The sequence below is a fragment of the Sinorhizobium fredii USDA 257 genome (genome assembly GCF_000265205.3).
Classification (GTDB): domain Bacteria; phylum Pseudomonadota; class Alphaproteobacteria; order Rhizobiales; family Rhizobiaceae; genus Sinorhizobium; species Sinorhizobium fredii_B.
In genome coordinates this window covers 197,239-214,845 of record NC_018000.1, presented here as the reverse complement: position 1 = coordinate 214,845, position 17,607 = coordinate 197,239, and the positions used below count along the sequence as shown (strand labels likewise).

Below are 17,607 nucleotides of genomic sequence, written 5' to 3'. Positions count from 1 at the left end.
CAGCAGGGGGGACATTAAAGGGGAAAACCACCCAGCAAATGTATCGTCGGTTGCAATTTTCGTTTGGCTCTGCAATTGGCTAGGACAATTTAAGGGCAGTTCTAGAGCGTTTGATCATACATGACTGTTGAAATCATAGGGCGTGCATGCCTGGCACCTGGAGCGCAATCGCCGCAGGCGCTCTTCAAAATTCTGCGTCAGGGCATGTGCACCGTTACCAGCGTGCCGGGCGATCGTTGGGACTTGGCGCGCTTCTGGCACCCGGTGATGGGAACGCAGGGCAAAACCTATTCGTTCGCCGCCGGCGTTCTCGAGACGATCTACGATTTCGACCCGGCCGTATTCGGCATGTCGCAGCGCGAGGCGATGTATATGGACCCGCAGCAGCGAGTGCTGCTGCAGCTCGCCTGGCGTGCGCTCGAGGACGCAAATATATCGATAGCGTCGCTGCACGGGGAGAATGTCGGCGTCTATGTCGGCGCATCGAGCCTCGATCACGCCAACCTGACGGTCGAGGACCCGGCTGCCGCCGGCCCCTATTTCATGACGGGCAATACGCTCTCGATCGTCTCCAACCGCATATCGCACGTCTTCGGGCTGAGTGGCCCGAGCATGACGGTCGATACTGCCTGTTCCTCCTCGCTCGTCGCGCTCGACCAGGCGATGCGGGCGCTCAACGCCGGCGAGATCGATACGGCGATCGTCGGCGGCGTCAATATTCTCGCTCATCCCCTCCCCTTCGTCGGCTTCGCCCAGGCGCGCATGCTGTCGCCGGAGGGCCTCTGCCGCGCCTATGACAATGACGGCGCCGGCTATGTCCGGGCGGAAGGCGGCGTCGTCTTCGTCCTGCGGCGCTCGGACCGGGCCCGTCGGGAAAGGGACCGGAGCTATGCGAGGATCGTCGCCTCCGGCGTCAACTCGGCCGGTCGCACCAACGGCATCTCGCTCCCTTCGCGCGAGGCGCAGGCCAATCTGCTGAAAGCCATCTACGAGGGCAACGGCATCGACGCCAACCAGGTGGCCTTCGTCGAAGGCCACGGCACCGGCACCAAGGTCGGAGACCCGGCGGAGGTGTGGTCCATCGGCACGGTCATCGGCGCCAAGCGCCGGGCTCCGGTGCCGATCGGCTCCATCAAGTCGAATATCGGCCACACCGAGCCGGCTTCGGGCCTGTTCGGCATGATGAAGGCCGTGTTGGCGCTCGAGCACAATTACCTTCCGGCGTCGCTGCATTTCGATACGCCGAACGAGCATATCGATTTCGACAGCCTCAATGTTCGCGTGACGGCCAATCCGATCGAACTCCTGAAGGGCAAGCGCGCCCGGCTCGCCGGCATCAACTCCTTCGGCTTCGGTGGCGCCAACGCCCATGTCGTCATCAGCGATCCGGACCCGGTCCCGCAGGAGAGGGCCACGGCCGGCTCGGCGGGACAAGTGTTTCTCGCGAGCGCCCACACGCAGTCGAGCCTCGAAAACCTGCTCCGGGACTACAAGGCAACGTTTGCGGGTGCCTCCAAGGAAGAGACGCGGGCCATCATCGCCGCCTCGGGCGCGAACCGCACCCATATGCGCCACCGTTTTGCCGCGCGCAGCGACCATCCCGAAGACATCGTCCGGGCGATCGCCAGCTACCTCGAGAAGCCAGGTTCCGATATCGGGGAAGTCGGCGAGGCGCCGCTCAAGAATGCGCAGGTCGCCTTCGTCTTCTCCGGCAACGGCTCGCAATGGGCCGGCATGGGCGTCGAGGCTTTCCGCGAGAACCTGCACTTCCGTCAGTCCTTCACCTCGGTCAGTGCGCTCTTCAAGTTCCACTCGGATATCGATCTCAAGGACCTGCTGACCGATCCGGAGCTGGACAAGAGGCTCGCGGACACCAAGGTCGCCCAGCCGCTGCTGTTCGCGATCCAGGCGGCGCTTTCCGACTCGCTCGTGGCGATGGGCATCAAGCCGACCGCCGTGTTCGGGCATTCGGTCGGCGAGATCGCCGCGGCCTATGCGGCAGGCGCCCTGTCGCTGGTCGATGCCGTGTCGATCGTCGCAAAGCGCTCGCTGCACCAGGACCTGCTTGCGGGCGAGGGCACGATGGCAGCCGTGATGCTCGGCGAGGAGGCGGCCGCCGCCTTCGCGCAGGCGCGGGGCCTCGACGAGGTCTGCGTCGCAGCCGTCAACGCGCATAATTCGGTGACGATTTCCGGCCCGGCACACGAGGTCACCGCGTTCCGCGACGCCGCCCGCAAGGCGAAGATCCCCGTCCAGATCCTCGACATCAACTACCCGTTCCACCATCCGATTATCGATCAGGCGAAAGAGGCATTCCTTGCCGATATTCCCGATATCGCTCCGCGTCGGACGGAGCTGACCTACCTCTCGACGGTCACCGGCAGTGCTCTCGACGGTACGGAGCTCGAGCCGGATTACTGGTGGAGGAATGTCCGCGAACCGGTGCGCTTCCAAGCGGCCACCGATGCCGCGCTCGTGCTCGGCTGCCGGTTGTTCATCGAAATCTCTCCGCGACCGATCCTCGCCTCCTATGTCAAGGAGACGATCAAGCAGGCGGCGGTTCCGGCAGCGGTGGTGCCGACCCTGCTTCGCGATGACGGAGAGAGGGGGCAGGACCCGATCTCCGCATCGATGGCGCGGGCCGTCGCGCACGGTGCAGCGGTCGACCGGCCGCGTGTCTACGGCAAGCGCGACGCGTTCATAGAGCTGCCGAGCCTGCCGTTCGAGCCTATCGAGCTGCGCCCGCAGACCACCACCGATGCGACCGACCTCTTCGGCCGCTCCGGCAAGGCCTACCGCCTTATTGGCTGGCGCGGCGATCCCAACAGCGGCAGCTGGAAAAACCATGTCGACGCGCATCTTTTCCCGGATCTCGCCGAACACGTCGTCGACGGCAAGGCGATCCTGCCGGGCAGCGGTTTCATCGAGATCGCCGTCTCCGCGGCACAGCAATATTATGGCAGCGACGAGGTCGAGATCACCAATCTCGAGATCGTGCGGCCGCTCGAACTCAGCGACAGCCGGATCGTGGAACTCTCGACCATCCTGTCGCCGGAGACGGGCGACATCGAGATCCGTTCGCGTGAGCGCCTGTCGGAGGACGACTGGACGGTGCATGCGGTGGCGAGAAGCCGCAAGCCGATAGCCGGTGCGAACGGAAGGCATCCACCCATCTCCGGCCTGGCCAAGACAGGCATCGTCACTCCGGCAAGGGCCTATGACACGGCCAAGCATTTCGGGCTCGACTACGGCCCGCATTTCCAATTGCTGACCCGGGCGGTCGCCTACGGGGAGCGGCTGATCGATGTCGAACTGAAGGCTCCGGCTGGATCGGGGCATCCCCTCGTCAGCTATGCACTCCACCCGATCTCCGTCGACGCGACCTTCCACGGGCTGGTGGCGCTCTTCGATCGCTTCACCGGCGACAAGGGCGGCGCGCCTTATATTCCGGTCCGCTTCGGTTCAGTGCGCGTCGTCAATGCAGGCCGGCCGATTGCGCGTGCGACGGTTGAGATCGACAGCGTCAGCGCCAATTCGATCAAGGCCCGGTTCCATTTCTTCGATGCGGCGGGCGAACCGATTGCGCATTTCGACGATTGTCGTTTCCGCCGGACCTATCTGCGCAAGCACAAGACGCTCGACAGCCTATCCTTCCATTATGAGGCGGTGCTGTCCGACGTGATCCTGCCCGGCACGAAGCGCGCGGGGGCGGTCCCCGCGAAGCTGACGGAACCGGCCGCCGCCAACAGCGGCGTGGACAATGCAACGCTGCTCTTCAATGCAGCCATCTATCGCGCCTGTCATGAGATCGCGCACAAGCTGGCGCGCGGAAAGAGCACGATCCCGGACAATCGGTTGCCCGGCGATTTCGCGTTTCAATGCTTCTTAACGAACTGCTTCTACGCTCTCGAGGACGCGGGGCTCTGCGAACATCAGAACGGCAGCTGGAGAGTCGCGCCGGAGTTTACGCTTCCCTCCGTCGAGGAGATTCTCGGCGAACTCTATGGCGAGCGCCCCGACCGCGCCGTGGAAGCGGTACTGATCAACAACGCCTATGCGGAAGCGCTGAGCCGTCTCGATATGCTGCTGGCGCGAACGGCCGACGGAGAAACGGCGGCTTTCAACGCCGGCTTTATCAGCGAGGCGACGCTCGATCACCAGGCCGTCCACTCGGTGGCAAGTCGTTCACGCATGGATCAGGTCCTCGGCATGGTCGAACAGGCCCTGGACGCACAGGTGGGCGGCGCGCGCCTGCGCATCGTCGAGTTGGGCAGTGTCTCCGCCGGCTTCACGCGGCGCTTGGCCGACCTGGCGGCAAGGCATGGAACGACCCTTTCGGTCGTCGAGCCGCGCGACAATGCCCAGCGCAATCTCGAGATCGCTTTCGAGGAAGACGCCCATGTGCGCATTCTGAAGAAGAGCGAATTCGCTGCGATCGGGCCCTTCGATCTCGCCGTCAGCGCTTCCGACAACCTGTACCCGTTGATCGAAGAGGAAGCCGGAGTCCGCTCCGCGCTGCGTTCGATGTTGCGGGAAAGCGGCGCGCTCGTTGCTGCCGTCAGTGCTCCGTCGATCTTCGGTGACTTCGCCTTCGGCCTCTCCGACGGCTGGTTCCAACGCAGTCAGACGGCGGAGTTCCCGATCGGCAGGCTCGCCGCTGCGTCGCACTGGCAGAAATGTCTGGCCGATCTCGAGCTCAACGAGGTCGACGTCAGCGATTGCGAGTGCCCGCATGGCCATACGATTCTGATCGAAGCGCGCGGCACGAGCATCGCGACAGGGCCGATGACCAGCGAGGCTGGCGTGGTTCCCTTTTTGCTGATCGAAACGGGCACCCTGCCCAGTTCGGTCCCAGCCGAGGCCATCCCGGTCGTCGTCTCTGGCGACATGGCCGCTGATGTCGCCGCGCTCGGGGCAGCGCTCGACAGGCTCGACGGAACGCCGGTCCGCGCGGTGTTCGTCTCTGCGACAGGAGACCAGATTGGCGACGAAGACTCCGACTTGCTGCAGACGCAGGTGCTGGCGCTCAGCGCCTTTGCCGAAGCGCTGAAGCAGCGCGTTGGAAACGGCGAGCCTGCCGGAGCCGAGCGTCCCCGTCTCGTGCTGGTCGCACCGGGCGGCGCTCCGGTGTCGGAATCGGCAAGCTCAGGCGTGAATTCGGGATTGTGGACATTCGTCCGCGTGTTGCAAAACGAGTACGAGTTCCTCGACGTTCACGCGCTCGATGTCTGCGACCACGCGGAAACGGATCATGTGGAGTTGCTTGCCTCGGCGCTGCCGCTGCTCGCGATCGAAGGCTCGAACCGCGAATGGCTGCTTGATCGGAAGACGGGCCTGGTCTCGGAGATCCGCGCCGTATCCGGCCCCGCCGCCAAGACCGAAGGAAAGACCGGCGCTTTCCCGGCCGCGACCATTCGCCAGCGCGTCAGTTCCCAGGTGAGCAGCATCGCCTGGGAAGAAACCGACGTGCCGCGGGCCGGACTGGGTGAAATCGTCGTCTCCGTTGCCGCCACGGGGCTCAACTTCCGCGATGTCATGTGGGCCATGGGCCTGTTGCCGGAAGAAGCGCTTGAAGACGGCTTCGCCGGTGCGACGATCGGCATGGAGCTTTCCGGCCATGTGGTCGAAGTCGGCGAGGGCATTGACGATCTCGCGGTCGGCGATGCGGTCATGGCGATCGCCTCCTCCGCCTTCTCGACACACGCGGTCGTCTCCCGGGCGGGCGTCGCCAAACTGCCGCAGACGATCAGCCCGGTGGCCGCCGCCACCCTGCCGGTCGCCTTCCTCACTGCCTATTATGCGATGGTCGAGCTCGGCCGAATCCGGGCCGGCGAGACGATCCTCATCCACGGCGCTGCCGGCGGGGTCGGCCTCGCCGCACTCCAGGTTGCCAAGCTGAAGGGCGCCAACGTCATCGCGACGGCCGGTACCCGCGAGAAGCGGCGTTTCCTGACAATGCTCGGAGCCGACCACGTCTTCGATTCCCGGTCGCTCGGCTTCGTCAACGAAGTTCGTGCCGTCACCGGCGGGGAAGGCGTGGATCTCGTCCTCAACTCGCTCTTCGCCGAGGCGATGGAGCAGAGCCTTGCCCTCGTCAAACCCTTCGGCCGGTTCCTGGAACTCGGCAAGCGCGACTATTACGCCGACAGCAAGATCGGCCTCCGGCCGTTCCGCCGCAACGTCAGCTATTTCGGGATCGACGCCGACCAGCTCCTCGTCAACCAGCCGGAGCTGACCAGGCGCATCTTCATGGAGATCGGCGAACTGTTCGATGAGGGCAGGCTGACGCCGCTTCCCTATCGTGCCTTCGATTTCGACGAAATCGGCAATGCCTTCCGGCTCATGCAGAACGCCGGCCATATCGGCAAGATCGTCGTGCTGCCGCCGGTCGCCGGCCAGCACGAGATCGCCGCGAAGCGGCGCCGGGGCATGAAGGTCGATCCGGACGGCATGCATCTGGTCGTCGGTGGCATCGGCGGCTTCGGACTGATGGCGGCCAATTGGCTCGTCGAGAAGGGAGCGCGCAACATCGCGCTCTGCTCGCGCCGTGGCCAACCGGATGCCGCGACGAGCGCGATGATCGATCGCTGGAAGAAAGCCGGCGTGGCGGCCTCGCTGCACGCCTGCGACGTCACCGATGCCGCTGCCGTCGAAACGCTTCTCGCGACCCTTCGGTCGCAGGCGCCGCTGCGCTCGATCGTGCATGCGGCAATGGTGCTCGACGATGCGCTGATCAGCAACCTCACCCGCGGACGCAACCGGCCGGTCATCGACGTGAAAGCGAAGGGCGCGGCGATCCTCGACCGGCTGACGCGCGCGGACACGCTCGACAACTTTATCCTGTTCTCCTCGGCAACGACGCTCGTCGGCAATCCGGGCCAGGCCAACTATGTCGCCGCCAACGGCTATCTCGAGGGTCTCGCCCGCGCACGCCGCTCGGAGGGGCTGGCGGGGCTGGCAGTCGGCTTCGGCGCCATCGCCGATGCGGGTTATCTGACGCAGAACGCGGAGGTGAACGACCTTCTCGCCAAGCGCATCGGCAAGACGGCGCTCAAGGCCCAGGTGGCGCTCGATATGGTGGAGAGCCATATCGCTGCCGATCCGGGCAGCGTCGATGCCGCGGTGGTGATGATCTCGGAGATCGACTGGGCGGCGGCGCGCAATCTCCCGGTGGCCCGCAACGCCCTCTTCGAGGTGATCCTGCGCGGCGCCGACCAGCACGCCTCCGGCGCAGAAGGCACCAAGCTGGACCTCGTCGCAATGATCGAGGGCAAGTCGCCGCAGGAGGCGGAGGACATCCTGTTCGATCTGGTCGCGAGCGAGATCGCCGCCATTCTCCGCGTGGCCAAGGATACGGTGACGCGCGGCAAGATCCTGAAGGAAATCGGCCTCGACAGCCTGATGGCGGTCGAGCTCGGCATCAGCTTCCAACAGAATACCGGATTCGACATGCCGCTCAGCGGTGTCGCCGACAGCACGACCGTCGGAGACGTTGCGCGCAAGCTCTATGAAAAGGTAAGCAAGCGCGATCAGAGCGACGAGGCCGAGACCACCGACGACAAGCTCGTCACCGAACTGACGCAACGCCATATCGGAGCAGCCAAGGAAAAAGCACTGAGCCAATGAGCAACGACGGAAACGGCCAGACCTTCTCCAAGATGAACAGCAGTCTGAAGGAGAACCTGCTGGACAGGATGAGGAACACCCATCAATCCTCCGAGCGCAACCGGATGGCGCGCTCGGAGCGGGACTTGCCGCCTGCCCCGCGTCGCCAACAAGCTCGCTTCGAGGACCTGCCGGAATATAAGCAAGTGCAGACACAGAAGTTCGCGAGCGAGCAGCTCGGCATCGCCAATCCGTTCTATCGGGCGCATCAGACGGCGGCGGGCGCGACGACGGTGATCGACGGGCGCAAGCTCATCAACTTCGCTTCCTATGACTATCTCGGCCTGAACAGACACGCCCACGTGCTCGACAGGGCGCGCGAGACGATCGAAACCTTCGGGATTTCCGCCTCGGCGAGCAGGCTTGTTGCGGGCGAAAGACCGGTGCATGTCGAGCTCGAGGAGCGGATCGCCCGCTTCTACGGCGTCGATGCGGCCGTTTGCTTCGTCAGCGGCTATCTCACCAATGTGGCCGCCATCGGCTGCCTGTTGGGGCCAAAGGACCTCGTCATCCATGACGAGTTCATCCACAACAGCGCCCTTGCCGGCATCAAGCTTTCGGGCGCCGCGCGCCGCCTGTTCAAGCACAACGACACGGCCGACCTGGAACATGTGCTGCGCACCGTTTCCGGCGACTATCGCCACATCATGGTGATCGTCGAAGGCATCTATTCGATGGATGGCGACGTCGCCAACTTGCCGGCACTTCTGAAGCTCAAGGCCGAATTCGGCTTCTGGCTGATGGTGGACGAAGCCCATTCGCTGGGCGTCCTGGGCCGACGGGGCAAGGGCCTGGCGGAGCATTTCGGCGTCGATCCGCACGAGGTCGACATCTGGATGGGAACGCTGTCGAAAACCACTTCGAGCTGCGGCGGCTACATCGCCGGCAGCGAGGCACTTGCGGCGGTGCTCAAGGCGTCGGCCGGCGGCTTCGTCTACAGCGTCGGCCTCGCGCCCGTTCTCGGCGCGTCGGCGGTTGCGAGCCTCGACGTTCTCGAACGGGAGCCGGAGCGCACCGCAGCGCTGAGGCGCAATGGCGCCCTGTTCCTGAAACTCGCCCGGGAGGCCGGTCTCGACACCGGCTTGAGCGGCGGTTACTCGGTCGTGCCGGTGATCGTTGGCGATTCCCTCAGGGCGGTACAGCTTTCGAACGACCTGCACGCCGCCGGCATCAACGTGCTGCCGATCATCCATCCCGCCGTCCCGGAAGGCATGGCGCGGCTGCGTTATTTCATCACCAGCGAGCATACGGAGGAGCAGATCCGCCGCACCGTGACGCTGACCGCCGAGCGCCTGACGGATCTCACTGAACGGAATTTCGGCCTCGGCGGCGTCGATATCGACCAGATGCTGAAGGCGCTCTCGGCGCGCTAGAGCGGGATGAGGAAAAGCGTGCGCGGTTTTCCGCCCAAATCCCGCTCCGACTTCCTAGAATAGATCGCCGCTCGCGTCAAAGCCGCGGCGGCAGGCAGGCTAACTGCATGACCCATGTGATCATAACCGGCGGTTCCAGCGGCATCGGCCTGGCACTCGCATCCCTGTATGCGGTCCGCGGCGCGCGGCTGTCGCTCATTGCGCGCTCGCGCGATCCTCTGGAACTGGCGGCACGGAAGCTCGTCGCCAAATACGGTGCCCGGGCCGAGGATATCCATATCGAAACCGCCGATGTCGCGAGGGAGGAAGCGATCGGCTCGGCGATCGGCCGCTGCGTCGAGGCGCTGGGCCCCTGCGATGTTCTCGTGACCTCCGCGGGCGTTGTCGAACCGGCACCTTTCGAAGACATGTCGAGCGCCGCCTTTCGCCGCCAGATGGAAACGAATTTTTCCGGCACCGTGCACGCGGTACGCGCCGTCTACCCGGACATGGCGCGGCGGCGCACCGGGCATATCGTGATGATCTCCTCGGGTTCCGGACTGATCGGCATCTACGGCTACACGTCCTATTGCGCGTCGAAGTTCGCCCTGCGCGGCTTTGCCGAGGCGCTGCGCAGCGAAGCCCGCTGCCATGGCGTCGGCGTATCGGTGAGCTTTCCACCGGATACGGAGACGCCGCAGTTCGAGCGGGAAATCGCAGAGCGCCCGCGCGAAGCAAGCGTGGTGATGGGTGCCGTCCGTCCCTGGAGCGCCGAAGCCGTTGCCCGGAAGATCGTCAAAGGCGTCGAAGGGAAACGGTTCGAAATCTATTTCGGCCTCACGCTTTTCCTCCTCGGGCGCTTCGGACCCGCCGTTCGGCCGCTCGTCGACTGGTGGTTCGACCGGGCGATCGCGCGCAGCCGTGGACGGTGACTGTCGAGCGCCCTGCCGCGCTTGTGCCCGCCGTCGTTAGCATTTAAGTGTCGGGCGGAGACCTGCCGGCGCGGCGCGGAAATGGCTCGAAGGTAACGGATTGGCGCTACTGCCCTTTGAATTGCACGACTATCCAGCAGCGTTGACGCTCGGCTGCTATCTGCTGTCCTGCGGGGTGATCTTCTTCACCGACCGCTTTGCGCTGCCGAAGCGCGAGCGGCGAAAGAATGCATCTCCCCATGGCCGCAACCAGGATATCGTCGATGTCCTCGCCAGGCTGCCGGTTATAGCACTCGTTTTTGCCGGCTTCTTCGCGATCTCCTGGCGGCCGCTCTACGCGGCTGCCGGGACGATGAGCTTCTTCATCATCTTCACCGGCATCTCCCGTGCAAAATTCAAGTTCATACGCGAGCCGCTGGTCTTCTCGGACATCGCCCTCGTCGCCGACGTGTTCAAATACAAGTCAATCTTCTACGCGACGTCGCTGAACGTCGTGTTCTGGGTCGTCGCCTTTCTCTACGTCTTCGGCGTCTCGGGCCTCTATATGTATTTCGAGCCGACGGCCCTTCCGGCCAGAGACAAGCTGTTCTGGATTCTGGTGATGATCGTGATCGCCGCCGGACCCTGGCTCCTGCTTTTCTACGGCCCCGTCAACCGCCCGACGGCGGCACTCGTGCAGCGGCTGGTGGGAAAGAAGGTCAACCTCAAGATGAGCACGGTGCGCTTCGGCACCTTCGGCTCGGTGGTCTTCCACTTCATCGTCTGGCTGGGGGTCAAGCGCGAGAAGATCGTCGCCGAGCTCTCGGTACGCCTGCGCGCCGCGGTCCATGATCTGATCGGCCATGAGGAGGCGCCGCTGATCGTCGTCTGGCAGTCGGAATCCTTCATCGACATGCGGCATTTCGGCGTGGACACGATCAAGCTGCCGGCGATCGACAGGCTGCGCCAACAGGCGGTGCAGTGGGGCCGGCTGAGCAACGTTTTCGAAGGCGGCTACACGCTGCGCACCGAATTCGCCGTGTTGAGCGGCCTTGTGCCGGACGATATCCACGTCGATGCGAGCTATCCCTATCTCCGCGCCGCCCACTATGCCGATGCCGTCTGGCCGGGGAAGTTGAAGCGGGCCGGCTGGCGCACGCATTTCATTCATCCCTATGACCGGACATTCTTCCTGCGCCACAAGGCGATGCCGCTATTGGGGTTCGAGAAGCTGACCATGCTCGATGCCTTCGACCATGATCCCTCTCAAGACGGCCTTTACGTTTCCGATGCCGCGCTGACCGCGAGGGTCCTGGAGGAGACGCGGAAGCTTCCCGACGACGATAGCGGGCTCTTCTTCGTCGCCTCGATGGCCAATCATGGCCCTTGGGAGCCCGGTCGCGTTGGAACGCTCACCAATCCGGTCGATATCTACCTGGCGATCCTTCAGCAATCGGATGCCGCGCTGAAGAAGCTGGTCGACGGTCTCGAGAGGCTTGATCGCCCCGTATGGCTCGTCTTCTACGGCGATCATGCGCCCCTCCTGAAGTCCTTTGCCGATCCTTTTCCCGACCCGCGTACGGATTATTACATCGTCCCGCTGGCCAAGGCCCGCCCGGCAAATCACCGTCCCAAACTTCCGCAGGACGAGGACCCGTGGAACCTCCTGCGTGCGCTGCTCAGGCACGCCAATCTGCACAAGGACGCGCTGCAATAGCAGCGACCGCGGGGAAAGTTGCAGCAATGAAGGCAGGCACCACGATTGAGCAGCGGCCACGACGGACATTCCTGTTCCTGCAGGGCCCCTCGTCGCCGATCTTCGCCAAGATCGCCACGCGGCTTGAGGCCCACGGCCATACCTGCCTGCGCATCAATCTCAATGCCGGCGACCAGATCTTCTGGCGACGGGGCGGCGCGCACAATTATCGCGGCTCGATCACCAATTGGGCCGGTTTCGTCGAGGAATTCATCCGCCGCCATTCCGTCAGCGACCTCGTCCTCCTCGGCGAGGAACGCCCCTACCACCAGATCGCCGTCGCTTCGGCGCGCCGGCTCGGGGTCGAGATCTTCGTCGTCGAAATGGGCTATCTGAGGCCGGACTGGTTGACGCTCGAACGCGGCGGCATGTCGTCCAACTCGCATTTCCCTGCCGACCCGCAGCAGATCTTGCGAGCGGCGGCGGGGCTGCCGGAGCCGGACTGGCGGCGGCGGCATACCCAGACCTTCCTTGCCGAAGCGGCCTATGACCTCCTTTACAATCTGCCGAACGTCTTCCTCTGGTTTCTTTTCCCCGGCTATCGCCGGCACGCGATCTTTCATCCGCTGGCGGAATATGCTGGCTGGGTGAGGCGCCTGACGACAAGCAAGCGCCAGTGCAACGCGGCGGATAGATTGATCGCCTCGCTCTCATCCGCAGGAGCGTCCTACTTCGTCTATCCGCTGCAACTCGAGACCGACTTCCAATTGCGGGCGCACTCGCCCTTCACCAGTCAGAAGGAGGCGATCGGCGACATCCTGCAGTCCTTCTCACGCCACGCGCCGGCGGCAACCAAGCTTGCCATCAAGGTTCACCCGCTCGACAACAGCCTCATTCCCTGGCGCAGGATCATCACCCACCAAGCGGCAGCGCTTGGGATCGGCGCGCGCGTCGTCTATCTCGAGGGCGGAAATCTGGATCTGCTGACGGAGAAGAGCGCTGGCATGGTGACGGTCAACTCGACCGCCGGGCTGCATGCCTTGAAACAGGGCAAGCCTGTGAAGGTTCTCGGAAAAGCCGTTTTCGACATTGCAGACATGACCGACCAGCAGCCGCTTGATGCGTTCTGGGAGGCGCCGCAGCCACCGGATCCGGATTTGAGCGCGGCAATGTTCCGGTTGATGGCGGCCTCGATCCAGGTCCGCGGCAATTTCTATTCCGTCGCGGGCACCGATGCCGGAGCTGACGCTATCGCCGAGCGGCTGCATCGCAACACCGTCAACGAACCCGGTGCGTTCATCGATCCGCCGCCCCGGCAAAAGCCGGCAAAGAGGGCGGCCGCGTCCGGTCAGGCAACGCCGGCGCGCAACAGGTCGTGAATATGCAGGATGCCTTCAGGTACCCCCGCCTCGTCGACAAGGAACAGCACGGTGACCTTGTGCTCCTGCATGAACTCCATGGCGGCGCTGGCGAGTAGGTCTGCCTGCACCACCTTCGGATGATGCGACATGACGTCTTCGACCGGCTGGCTGAGCAGGTCGCCGGCCATGTGCCGGCGCAAGTCGCCATCGGTGATGACGCCGACGAGCACACCGCCTTCGTCGATGATACCGATGACGCCGAAGCCCTTCGCCGACATCTCGATGACAGCTTCGCTCATCGGCCGGCCGACGGCGAGCAGCGGCATCTGGTCGGCCAGATGCGCGAGTTCGTGTACCAGGCGCAATTGCGCGCCAAGCTTGCCGCCGGGGTGGAAAGTCTTGAAGTCCTCGGCGGAAAAACCGCGCCGCTCCAGAAGCGCGATCGCCAGCGTATCGCCGACAGCGAGCTGCAGCATAGCCGAGGTCGTCGGTGCCAGCCCGTGCGGACAGGCCTCCGGTACCTTCGGAAGCACCAGGGCGATTTCGGAATTGCGCGCCAGGATGCTGTCGCGGTTCGATGAGATCGACACGATCGGCACCTTGAAGCGCTTGGCGTAGGTCAGCATGTTGGCGAGTTCCGCCGTCTCGCCGGACCAGGAGAGCAGGATCAGCACGTCATCGGAAGTGACCATGCCGAGATCGCCGTGGCTCGCCTCGGTCGGGTGGACGAAATAGGCGGACGTGCCGGTGGAAGCCAAGGTCGCGGCGATCTTGCGGCCGATATGCCCGCTCTTGCCGACGCCGGAAACCACGACGCGGCCGTGCCCGTCGCCGATCAGTTCGACGGCATCGATGAGGCTCTGCGCGAAAGCTGTGTCCGTCGCCAGTTGTTCGGCGAGCGCCTCGATGCCATTCTTTGCCGTCGTTATCGTCCGGCGGATCGAATCCAGAACGGCGCTTGGAGAATGCCCCTCAGCCTTCAAATTTCGCAAGCCCATCTTCAATCCCGGTTCAGAAACAATATGGTCGCAAGCCCGCCTGCAGCGGCTCGCGTAGAACGTAGAAGCCAGATAGGCCCTTTTTTCCCGCAAACCAAGCCTTTCCACGCCGGGTTTCGGTCAAACCAGCCAATTTTCGCGGCGCGCACGTCGATGGATTCGATTTTCCACAGATGTTTGCGGCGGCAAAGGCCTGCCGCCGGCATACCTATCGACGGCTCCCGCGCATAAACCGCGCGGAAACCGCGGCTTACATTTAATATCTGGGAATCATGGTAGCGGGGGAAATCACGCCGCGCCAGCTTCGTGCTTGGGCGCACCCTGGCCGGCAAGCAGGTGTCCTATGGCCGCACGGGCTTCATCGGCAGAACCGAAGCGCTTCGCGTCGAGATCCCAGACATGATACTTGACCGCCAGGAACTTGAACCGGTCCTGATCCGGAACGACGACGCCAACGGCCTCTCCGCCATATTCGATAACTTGCTTGCTCATGCGAATAACGCTCCTCCACGCGTTCAGCGCGGATCTTTCAATTCTCGGCAAAAGGTGAATTCGGTAAGTTCAGTCAGTCACATTCGGCAAAGCGTGCGAATGAGACCTTTCACTGTTGCACGACAAAGGGAACGCGAGCCGCAGAAGGCAGCGGTCGAGACGATTCCGGACATGTCACTCTCCTTCGGCTGGGCGCGACGCGAGGCGCCGCGGCGGTTCATGAACAATGTGAGGCGGACTCCTTCCGCGTCACGGCGTGCAAACTAGAATAATCTACCAAATTAGTCAACTACTAAGCCCAGACGGAGAAAAATAATTCCCTGTTTCTGCTTGGTTAGCTTCGTAGACAATTCCGTTGCGTCCCCTGCAAGGGCATTTTCCTATTTAGGTAGCACCGAATCGGCCTACAAGTGACGCTTCGGATAAAGACAGGACTTTCGGACAAAAAAGGGGCAGCCCCTGGAGGCGCCCCTGGTTTGTTCGGCAATGATAGTTTGGTGACGTCAGGCCGCCGGCGCGCCGGGCTGCTGCGCGCCTGAACGGCTGGCTTCGCGATCCTTCCACCAGCGGCTGAGGAACAGGAGGATCGGCCCACCGATATAGATCGACGACGTCGTCGCGACGATGACGCCGAAAATCATCGGCCACGCGAAGCTCTGTACCGCCTCGCCGCCCCAGATCGCCATCGGCACCAGCGAAAGCGCCGTCGCCATCGAGGTGAAGATGCATCGCGCGATCACCTGGTTGATGCTCATGTCGATGAGATCGGAGAACGGCATCGACTTGTACTTGCGCAGGTTCTCGCGCATGCGGTCGTAGACGACCACCTTGTCGTTCACCGAGTAGCCGATCATCGTCAGCAATGCGGCGATTGCCGTCAGGTTGAAGTCGATGCCGGTCAGCGCGAAGAAGCCGACGGTCTTGGTGATATCGAGCAATAGCACCGCGATCGCGCCGACGGCGAAGTGCCATTCGAAGCGGAACCAGATGTAGAGCAGGATCGCCACCATGGCGAGGCCGACGGCGAGGAAGCCCGAGCGCGCCAGCTCACCGCTGACCGTCGGACCGACGACCTCGGTCCGTTCCAGCGCGGCCCCCGGGATCGCCGTCGTCACCGCATCCTTGATCCTGCTCAGCGCCGCCGTCTGCTCCTGCTCACCGCCCGGCTGACGCTGGACGCGGATAAGCACCGACTGGCCGCCGCCGAAGTCCTGCAACGCCACCTCGCCGAGATTGAGCTCTTCGAGGCTGTGGCGCAGCGTCGGCAGGTCGATCTTTTCCTTCGACACCGCCTCGACCTGGATGCCGCCGATGAAATCGATGCCGTAGTTGAGGCCAGGCGTGAAGAACAGGATGACCGAGCTGATCGACAGGAAGGCCGAGAAGCCGATGGCCTGGAAGCGACGCTTCATGAAGGAGAAGGTCGGCAGATGCGGGACGCGCCCGAAGAGCGACGGGATTTCCAGCTTCTTCATCTTGCGGCGCACGACGACCTCGCGCATCAGCAGGCGCACGACGGTGACCGAGGTGAACATCGAGATGACGATGCCGAGCATCATGGTGACCGCGAAGCCGCGGACCGGACCACTGCCGAGCCAGAACAAGAGGACCGTGCCGGCAAGCGTCGTGACGTTGGAATCGAGGATTGTCGCATAGGCCTTGTTGAAGCCGACATCGAGCGCCTTCATCGCACCGGCGCCCGCTTCCGTTTCTTCGCGGATACGCGCGTTGATCAGGATGTTGGCGTCGACCGCCATGCCGATGCCGAGAATGATACCGGCGATGCCGGGCAGGGTCAGCGTCGACCCGATCAGGCCGAGAACGCCGATCGTCATGATCGTGTGAAGCACCAGGCCGACATTGGCGATCATGCCCCAGGCGCCGTAAAGGACGACCATCAGCGTCACCACGAGGCCGAAACCGGCAAGACCCGTGTAGAGACCCATGCGGATCGAGTCGCTGCCGAGGTTCGGTCCGACCGAGCGCTCTTCGATGATGGTAAGCGGCGCTGGCAGGGCGCCGGAGCGCAGCAGCGCGGAGAGGACCGTTGCCTCCTCGACCGTGAAGTTGCCGCTTATCTGGCCACGGCCGCCGAGAATCGGTTCGTTGATGACCGGCGCCGTCAGGACCTTGCCATCGAGGACGATGGCAAAGGGACGGCCGACGTTTTCACGGGTGATGTCGGCGAACTGGCGGGCGCCGAGTGAGTCGAAGGCGAAATCCACCACCGGCTGGTTCGTGCGCTGGTCGAAGCCAACCTTCGCATCTTCGAGCCGTTCGCCGGAAATCGCGATGCGGCTTTCGACCGGATATTTGTTGCCATCATTGGCGCCCGGCAGGATATCGACGCCGCGCGGAGCCGGCTGCGTGACATCGGCGGTCTGGTCGAGCATGTGGAAGCTCATCTGCGCCGTCGAGCCGAGGAGCTCGCGAAGGCGCGTCGGATCCTGGAGGCCCGGCAGCTGGACGAGAATGCGGTCCGAGCCGATGCGCTGGATCAGCGGCTCGGCGACACCGACCTGGTCGACGCGGTTGCGGATGATTTCGAGACTCTGCTCGACCGCCTTCGTCATGCGATCGGAAAGGCCTGCCTCCGTCATGGCGAGCGCGATAACGTCGCCGTTCGTTGTGACCTCGAGCTCAGCAGCGGAGCCGCCAAACCCGACCGTACCGACGGGTGCCGCGAGTTCCTGCAGCTTCGGCAGCACCTTTTCACGATCGGCAGCGTCGGTGACGCTCACCGTCACGCTGTTGCCGCTGATGCGCGCCGAAGAGGCGGAGACACGCTCGCCGCGCAGAACGCGCCGGGTGTCGTCGAGGAGCGAGTTGAGGCGAGCCTTCTGAAGCCCCGCCCCGTCGACCTCGAGCACGAGGTGCGAACCGCCTCGAAGGTCGAGGCCGAGGGTGACCGGCTTGAAGGGAAGGACGGAAGCGAATTGCTCCCGCATGGCCGGCGTCAGAACGCTCGGCACCGCCGCGAGGCATCCGAAGATAATGATCGCGACATAGGCGAGAACCGCCCATCTGGATGTACGCATGTGGAAATTCCAAAAACGCCTGAACACGCCGTCTTGGCACTGCTCGGGCTGGGGTTCATCGAGGCCGGAGATGGAAGCTCCGCCGAATATTCGA

The 17,607-nt window shown here is 63.8% G+C and carries 8 protein-coding genes; 5 read left to right on the top strand and 3 right to left on the bottom strand.

The genetic code is table 11. From position 1 onward, the window contains the following. The first annotated feature begins 120 nt into the window (after positions 1–120). The 5 genes from USDA257_RS00945 to USDA257_RS00925 all read left to right on the top strand — a co-directional run bounded on the left by USDA257_RS00945 (position 121) and on the right by USDA257_RS00925 (position 13,003). Positions 121–7,626 carry a type I polyketide synthase gene (locus USDA257_RS00945; RefSeq protein ID WP_014760987.1) on the top strand — a complete coding sequence of 2,502 codons (7,506 nt, stop codon included), beginning with the start codon at positions 121–123 and terminating at the stop codon, positions 7,624–7,626. Then, positions 7,623–9,038, top strand: coding sequence for an aminotransferase class I/II-fold pyridoxal phosphate-dependent enzyme (locus USDA257_RS00940; protein ID WP_014760986.1), 1,416 nt, complete (start codon positions 7,623–7,625; stop codon positions 9,036–9,038). Before USDA257_RS00945 ends, USDA257_RS00940 begins: the two co-directional genes overlap by 4 nt. A gap of 107 nt (positions 9,039–9,145) precedes the next feature. Further along, entirely contained in the window at positions 9,146–9,949 is an 804-nt protein-coding gene (locus USDA257_RS00935) for an SDR family oxidoreductase (protein ID WP_014760985.1), read from the top strand. 100 nt (positions 9,950–10,049) lie between these two features. Beyond that, the gene (locus USDA257_RS00930) at positions 10,050–11,645 is read left to right on the top strand and encodes an LTA synthase family protein (RefSeq protein WP_014760984.1); all 1,596 of its coding nucleotides are present in this window, start codon (positions 10,050–10,052) and stop codon (positions 11,643–11,645) included. Positions 11,646–11,671: 26 nt separating this feature from the next. After that, positions 11,672–13,003: a capsule biosynthesis protein gene (locus USDA257_RS00925; protein ID WP_014760983.1), complete on the top strand. Its 1,332-nt coding sequence runs from the start codon at positions 11,672–11,674 to the stop codon at positions 13,001–13,003. On the opposite strand, the gene USDA257_RS00920 is transcribed toward USDA257_RS00925, so the two are convergent. The 3 genes from USDA257_RS00920 to secD form a co-directional block, all read right to left on the bottom strand. Then, positions 12,973–13,983, bottom strand: a complete 1,011-nt coding sequence (locus USDA257_RS00920; RefSeq protein WP_014760982.1) for a KpsF/GutQ family sugar-phosphate isomerase — start codon at positions 13,981–13,983, stop codon at positions 12,973–12,975. The two genes, USDA257_RS00925 and USDA257_RS00920, sit on opposite strands and share 31 nt — an antisense overlap. A 288-nt stretch (positions 13,984–14,271) precedes the next feature. Then, positions 14,272–14,475 carry a hypothetical protein gene (locus tag USDA257_RS00915; protein WP_014760981.1) on the bottom strand — a complete coding sequence of 68 codons (204 nt, stop codon included), beginning with the start codon at positions 14,473–14,475 and terminating at the stop codon, positions 14,272–14,274. Between the two features lie 503 nt (positions 14,476–14,978). Further along, the gene (secD, locus tag USDA257_RS00910) at positions 14,979–17,513 is read right to left on the bottom strand and encodes a protein translocase subunit SecD (RefSeq protein WP_014760980.1); all 2,535 of its coding nucleotides are present in this window, start codon (positions 17,511–17,513) and stop codon (positions 14,979–14,981) included. Positions 17,514–17,607: the final 94 nt, after the last annotated feature.

Bases quoted from the DNA above. Each gene is read 5' to 3' on its own strand.
- USDA257_RS00920 (WP_014760982.1), bottom strand. From the start codon at position 13,983: ATGGGCTTGCGAAATTTGAAGGCTGAGGGGCATTCTCCAAGCGCCGTT.
- USDA257_RS00925 (WP_014760983.1), top strand. From the start codon at position 11,672: ATGAAGGCAGGCACCACGATTGAGCAGCGGCCACGACGGACATTCCTG.
- USDA257_RS00935 (WP_014760985.1), top strand. From the start codon at position 9,146: ATGACCCATGTGATCATAACCGGCGGTTCCAGCGGCATCGGCCTGGCA.
- USDA257_RS00940 (WP_014760986.1), top strand. From the start codon at position 7,623: ATGAGCAACGACGGAAACGGCCAGACCTTCTCCAAGATGAACAGCAGT.
- secD (WP_014760980.1), bottom strand. From the start codon at position 17,513: ATGCGTACATCCAGATGGGCGGTTCTCGCCTATGTCGCGATCATTATC.
- USDA257_RS00945 (WP_014760987.1), top strand. From the start codon at position 121: ATGACTGTTGAAATCATAGGGCGTGCATGCCTGGCACCTGGAGCGCAA.
- USDA257_RS00915 (WP_014760981.1), bottom strand. From the start codon at position 14,475: ATGAGCAAGCAAGTTATCGAATATGGCGGAGAGGCCGTTGGCGTCGTC.